This window comes from Pseudomonas sp. (assembly GCF_050739995.1).
In the GTDB taxonomy this organism is placed as follows: Bacteria; Pseudomonadota; Gammaproteobacteria; order Pseudomonadales; family Pseudomonadaceae; genus Aquipseudomonas.
In genome coordinates this window covers 1-4,364 of record NZ_JBOICG010000050.1, presented here as the reverse complement: position 1 = coordinate 4,364, position 4,364 = coordinate 1, and the positions used below count along the sequence as shown (strand labels likewise).

At 60.8% G+C, this 4,364-nt stretch carries 6 protein-coding genes; 2 read left to right on the top strand and 4 right to left on the bottom strand.

Annotated features, from left to right (window positions below; genetic code table 11):
• A partial coding sequence (locus ACRESD_RS01830; RefSeq protein ID WP_431749372.1) for an Hsp70 family protein occupies positions 1 to 239 on the top strand: 239 nt, incomplete at its 5' end.
• Positions 240 to 296: 57 nt separating this feature from the next.
• On the opposite strand, the gene ACRESD_RS01825 is transcribed toward ACRESD_RS01830, so the two are convergent.
• The 3 genes from ACRESD_RS01825 to ACRESD_RS01815 form a co-directional block, all read right to left on the bottom strand.
• A complete protein-coding gene (locus ACRESD_RS01825) occupies positions 297 to 1,310 on the bottom strand; it encodes an AI-2E family transporter (protein WP_431749371.1) in 1,014 nt (337 codons plus the stop codon).
• 110 nt (positions 1,311 to 1,420) lie between these two features.
• Positions 1,421 to 1,720 carry a PsiF family protein gene (locus ACRESD_RS01820; protein WP_431749370.1) on the bottom strand — a complete coding sequence of 100 codons (300 nt, stop codon included), beginning with the start codon at positions 1,718 to 1,720 and terminating at the stop codon, positions 1,421 to 1,423.
• Positions 1,721 to 1,791: 71 nt separating this feature from the next.
• Positions 1,792 to 2,580: an AraC family transcriptional regulator gene (locus tag ACRESD_RS01815; RefSeq protein ID WP_431749369.1), complete on the bottom strand. Its 789-nt coding sequence runs from the start codon at positions 2,578 to 2,580 to the stop codon at positions 1,792 to 1,794.
• 97 nt (positions 2,581 to 2,677) lie between these two features.
• On the opposite strand from ACRESD_RS01815, the gene ACRESD_RS01810 reads away from it, so the two are divergent.
• Positions 2,678 to 3,565 carry a DMT family transporter gene (locus ACRESD_RS01810; protein ID WP_431749368.1) on the top strand — a complete coding sequence of 296 codons (888 nt, stop codon included), beginning with the start codon at positions 2,678 to 2,680 and terminating at the stop codon, positions 3,563 to 3,565.
• A 97-nt stretch (positions 3,566 to 3,662) separates the two neighbouring features.
• Here the strand turns inward: ACRESD_RS01810 and ACRESD_RS01805 are convergent.
• Positions 3,663 to 4,364, bottom strand: a 702-nt coding sequence (locus ACRESD_RS01805; protein ID WP_431749367.1) for a lipase family alpha/beta hydrolase, incomplete at its 5' end; no start/stop codon positions are given.

Sequence of the window (4,364 nt, the reverse complement as noted above, 5' to 3'; positions counted from 1 at the left end):
CGTCCATCGACAGCCTGTTGGAACGCGTGCGCGGCAGCGTAACGCAATTGCTCAATGACGCCTCGGTGAGCGTAGGGCAGGTAGACACGGTGTTCTTTACCGGTGGTTCCAGCGGCATTCCGGCACTGCGCCACAGCATCTCGGCGATGTTGCCGAATGCGCGGCATGTGGAAGGGAATATCTTTGGCAGTATTGGTAGTGGCCTGGCGATTGAGGCCAGCAAGCGGTACGGCTGCTGAGTTTCACCTGAAAGACTGCGGCGCCCCATTCGCGGGCAAGCCCAGGCAGTGAACGGTTTAAACCATCCCCCCAAGCTTCAACTCACTCTTGAGGTAGGCGTAATAAATCGGCCCCGCCACCACTCCCGGCAGGCCGAATGCTGCCTCGAACACCAGCATCGCCAGCAACAATTCCCAAGACTTGGCACTGATCTGCCCGCCCACAATGCGCGCATTGAGGAAGTACTCGACCTTGTGGATCACGATCAAATAGCCCAACGCCGCCACCGCCACCCAAATCGAAATAGACAGCGCCACGATCGTGATCAGGGTGTTGGAGATCAGGTTGCCGATCACCGGTAGCAGGCCCACCAAGAAGGTCAGCACGATCAGGGTCTTGGTCAGCGGCAGGTGAATCCCGCACAGCGGCAGCACCACGGCGAGAAACACCGCCGTGAAGGCCGTGTTGAGCGCGGCGATCTTGATCTGGGCGAAGACAATGTTGCGAAAGGCCTGGACCAGCAGGTGCAGGCGGTCGAACAGCGCGGCGGCCAGGGGTTTGCGCTTGGTCAGGTCGGGCACACGTTGCAGGGCGATGATCGCGCCGAGCACCATGCCGATCAGCAAGGTGACGAACATGTGGGCGGCATCTTTGCCGACCAGTTGCAGTTCGCTCAGGTGTTTGCTCAGCCAGTCGCCGATGGCCACGCGGAATTCGGCGGCGCTGGCAGGCAGGTAGGCGTCGAGGAACGGTGGCAACTGGCCGCGCGCGCGATCGACCACGCCCATGAATTTGTCGAGGGAAGCCCCGGGGTTTTCCGCTTCGTGGAGCAAGAAGCTGATGGCGCCGGCAAAGATCAGCGTCAGCACGCTGACGATCAAGGTGCCGAGCAAGGCCACGGCGAGCCAACGGGCACGTCGCCCTTCGATCAGCCGCTGCAATTGCGGGGTGAGCATATTGACCAGTTCATACACCAGCAAACCGGCCAGCAGGCTGGGCAGTAACTTCAATGGCAGGACCAACAGCAACCCGCCGAAAATGATGACGCAACTGACCAGCAACAACACGTGACGCTGAGAAAACGTTGGCATACAGCCTCAAAACGAACGACGTTAAAGGATGTTGCTGCCGGAACGAGGTGACTCGCCCCGGCAGCAGAGGGCTGTGTGCGAGTGTCGCAGCCTTCTATGGCTCGGGGCTATTACTTCTTCAGGCAAGTGCTCATAAAAGTCTTGCGCGCGTCGCCAGCCAAGGCTTGGGTTTTCGCCGTGGCATTGCAGTCTTTCATCTTTTGTTGCTGAGGGGTCAGGGTCTTGGCGGCTGGCGCCGGAGCAGCCTTGAGGCAGGTGCTCATGAAGGCTTTACGCTCATCGCCCTTGAGCGCCTTGGTGGTGGCGTCGGCGTTACAGGTGGTCATTTTGTTTTGCTGAGCCGTGTCGGCAAAGCTTTGGGAACACAGCAGCAAACCGATCATCAACAGCGGAACACGCAGCATCTTCATGGAGTTTTCTCCCTGTTACCGTGCCGAAGGGGCATGGCCTACGAGCAGTGTAGCCAAAACCTGTTACATCTTCAGCGTCCGCGAATATTCGATCGGCGGTACTGCTCCGGCGTGCAGCCAGCGTGACGCTGAAACATGGCGATGAACGCCGACGCGGTGCTGTAGCCCAAGTCAAAGGCCACATGCTGCACGCTGCGCTCGCTGTCCAACGCTTCGATGGCGGCCAGGTAACGCAAGCGCTGACGCCATTCGCCGAAGCTCATGCCCAACTCCCGCACAAATTGCCGCGCCAAGGTGCGCTCGCTGACGTGCACTTGCTCGGCCCATTGCGCCAACGGCCGATTATCGCCGGGCTCGGCCTGCATGCCTTCCAGTACACCCAGCAGCCCGGGATGACGCGCATAAGGCAGGAAGCAATCGTGAATCGGCGCCTGTTTGAGCTGGTCCACCAGCACTTGGGCCAGGCGGATATCGGCGTCGGTCTGCGGGATGTTGACGCCGCGCTGGGCGAAATCCCGCAGGATCGCCTTGAGAATGTCGCTGATAGCCAGGGTGCATGGCTGCGCTGGCAGTTGCTCGCAGAGCTCAGGGGCCAGACCAACCGAATGGTAAACAATCGCCTCGGCATTGTAAGAGCTGTGCTCGGTATGCGGTGGTACCCACACCGCGTACTGCGGCGGCGACATGAAGCGGCTGCCGGCCACTTCCATGCGCATCACGCCACTGGCGGAATAATCCAGCGAGCCCCAGAAGTGTTCGTGTGGCGTGCACTCGGTGTCGGGGGCGAAGTCGGAGTAACGGAAGTACACGGGGCTTGGCAGCCGGCGGAAATCCGGAAGGCGTACGGTATGTCTGGCCATGTTGTCTGGATATCGAGGTCGGTTGTCTGGATCGCAGTATAGGCTTCTATCCAGACAGTGGATAATCCCGCCTCGTCAACACACCAGGTTTCTCTCAATGCAATACGCGTATCCACTGCTGGCCATTTTTATCTGGGCCGGCAACACCGTCGTCAACAAATTGGCCGTGGGCTCGATTTTCCCGTCGGAGATCGGCTTTTACCGCTGGCTGCTGGCGGCACTGTTGTTCACACCGTTCATGCTCAAGCCCGTGATCACCCACTGGTCGAACATCCGCCCGAACCTGGGCAAGGTCGTCATCCTCGGCGTGCTCGGCATGGCGGTGTACCAGAGCCTGGCGTACTACGCCGCGTCACTGACCAGTGCGACCAATATGGGCATCATCTTGTCGTTGATGCCATTGATGGCGCTGACCGCCGCGATCATCAGCCTCGGCCAGCGTCTCACCTTCGGCGCACTGGCCGGCGCGGTACTGTCGTTTGCCGGTGTGGTCGTGGTGGTGTCGGCCGGCAGCCTGGGCGCTCTGTTGCAACACGGAATCAACCTGGGCGACGGCATGATGCTGGTAGCCACCCTCGCCTATGCGGTCTACAGCACCCTGCTGAAAAAATGGCAACTGCGCCTGCCGCCGCTGGTGCTGCTGTATCTACAGATACTGGTGGCCGTGGTGGTGCTGTTCCCGCTGTTTCTTTTCTCGGCCAAGGCCGGTCTGGGCTGGGCGAATATTCCGCTGGTGTTGTATGCGTGCCTGTTGGCTTCGATGCTGGCGCCGCTGGCCTGGATGCATTCGGTGAAGACCCTCGGCCCAAGCCGCACCACGCTGTTTTTCAACCTGCTGCCGTTGATCACCGCGTTGATTGCGGCGGTGGTGCTGAAGGAAGAGTTGGCGCTGTATCACCTGGTGGGCGGTTTGCTGACGTTGGGTGGGGTGATTCTGTCGGAGCGTTGGACCACACCGGTGAGCGGTAAGGCCCGTGTTGCCTGACCCATCGCTATCGCGGGCCAGCCCGCTCCCACATTTGGAATGCAATCCCCTGTGGGAGACGGGCTTGCCCGCGATGAACGATAACTCGGTCTCCCGGCTACACCCCGGCAGCTCTTAATCTTCTCGCATGCTCGACAAACAGCCTGATCGGCTCGGCGCCCTTGCCCACCAGCCCCATGGACTGGTTGACGATATCGAAGTGGTCGAGGGCGTAGTCATCGCCTATCACCAAGCCCAAATGTGAGCTGTAGCGCCCGACCATGCCATCGCATTGGCCCTTCTCCCGCACGAAGCTGCGGGCGAACAAGCGACAGCTTCGATTGCTCCCGTCGAACAGGTTGCGACCACGGTCGGTGATGCCCGGCTGCAAGGTGCCGGACCACGAGTAATAGCGCACACCGTCGACTTCCTCCCGGCCTTGCCCACCCCACGTCTCCGGCAGCCCTTGTGGGTACTGACGATTGAACAGCGCCACACCTTCGCTGGTGAGGGAGTGATGAGAGGCTTTCAGATCCGCCTTGAAGCGCGGCCCGCGATAGCCGGTTTCCAGCACGCCCATCACCCAGGCGACCAGATGAAACAACGCACTGACGATTCGGCCCTTTACACCGTCGGGCGGGTAATGAAGGTGGAAATGGTCGGCCAATTCCGAGCCGTGGTTGGGCCCCGCCACCGACGTCACCGACGCCACCCACTCCGGTCGTTTGGCCGCCGCATAACGCGCGGTGAGCGAGCCTTGGCTGTGGCCGATCAGGTTGACCTTGTCTGCCCCCGTTTCCAGGCGAATGCGCTCGATGTG